General features: G+C 46.6%; 1 protein-coding gene. It reads left to right on the top strand.

Annotated features, from left to right (window positions below):
- Window positions 1-372: 372 nt before the first annotated feature.
- Window positions 373-1,170 (top strand): hypothetical protein, encoded by a 798-nt coding sequence (locus tag HBA93_RS17735; RefSeq protein WP_221724171.1) that lies wholly within the window; start codon window positions 373-375, stop codon window positions 1,168-1,170.
- Window positions 1,171-1,407 lie beyond the last annotated feature (237 nt).

The following is a 1,407-nucleotide window of genomic DNA, read 5'->3' as shown; positions in this document are numbered from 1 at the left end:
GAATATCGCCCGCTCAATTCGAACAGATAACCGCCGAAACGAGATAAAGAGGCGGAAATAAAACGGGACAAGTCCAAAACGAACCGATGAGTTGCTTAAACGCGGCCTGTCATTCGGACAAAGCCGGGTGATTTGTAATGCGCATTGGCAAAGCGATGTTGATGCAGGCCGCATTATGGCTGCCGCTACAGTGGCCAGATTACACAGCAATCCTGAATTTCTTGCCGACATTCAGGGAGCGCGGAAAGAGCTGGAGACAGCGAGTGCTCCGGTTAAAGACTGCGCTGCCGAAGACAAAGTGCTTTCAGAGTCAACACACTAAAATCTTTTCGCAAATGAACGACCTGATTGTGCATTCAGGGGGGAATGAAGATGTTTCACTACCGGCTATTCGCTTTTTCACTGGTTGCACTTTTGGGTCAGCAATATGTGGCTGTTGCTGCGGATATTACGGCAGCACCGGTCACTGCTGAATTTGAAAAGAAAAATATTAAACCTGACGAATGGAGGTTTAGTGCAAGTCCTTATTTCTGGGCGGCAGGCATCAGCGGTGCTGCCGGACAGTTTGGACTGCCGCCTGTGAAAATGAAATCAGACTTTGGCAGCCTGCTAAAGGAGCTGGACTTCTCATTCATGGGTGTCGTTGAAGGACATTATGATCGCTACAGCTTGTTCAGCGATATTATCTATACAAAAATATCGACGGACGGCGAGACACCTTACGGAGTATTGAGCAACAGTGTCGATATTCGTTCTGAGACATTTTCAGGTCTTTTCGGCGCTGGCTATAGCCTGCTTAAAGACGATAAAAGCCGCCTTGATGCCGTTGCAGGAGCACGCATCTGGTATGCGAGTACAAAAATTGCTTTTGACGGTGGATTATTCGACGGTCACAGTGGACGTGACAGCGCTGCATGGGTCGATGCTGTAGCAGGCTTAAAAGCAAAATACTTTTTCTCTGATAATTTCTATTTCAGCGGCTGGGGTATTGTCGGAGCCGGTCAGGCTAAAATCGACTGGGATGTAGCCGGAACATTAGGCTACCAGCTCAAAGATAACTTGTCATTCGTCGCAGGATATCGCGCACTTGGCGTTGATTACAGTCATGATGGTTTTGTCTATGACGTTGTACAAAAGGGTCCAATCTTGGGAATGGTTTTTCACTTCTGATATTCCGATCCTCCAGAAATCCTCCTGTATAAATTCGCAGAATTTCGTTTGATAGAAATCCGAAGCTGCCAAGATGAAGTGCAATTAAATAAGCTGGATAACTTGAGCACTATTTTACCTGCGTTTTAAGCCTAGGTAGAGCAACTCATTTCCGATCTATTATCCAAAGTACCTTATGGTATGGTTATTAGTTATGGTGAGCTTGCTTTGCGCGCGGGGCATTTTGGTTCTGCGCGT

The sequence above is a fragment of the Ochrobactrum sp. SFR4 genome (genome assembly GCF_019730395.1).
Taxonomy (GTDB): Bacteria; Pseudomonadota; Alphaproteobacteria; order Rhizobiales; family Rhizobiaceae; genus Pseudochrobactrum.
This window is presented reverse-complemented; position numbering and strand designations above follow the sequence as displayed.

Excerpts from the sequence above, each read along its gene's own strand:
- HBA93_RS17735 (WP_221724171.1), top strand. The coding sequence starts at position 373 with ATGTTTCACTACCGGCTATTCGCTTTTTCACTGGTTGCACTTTTGGGT.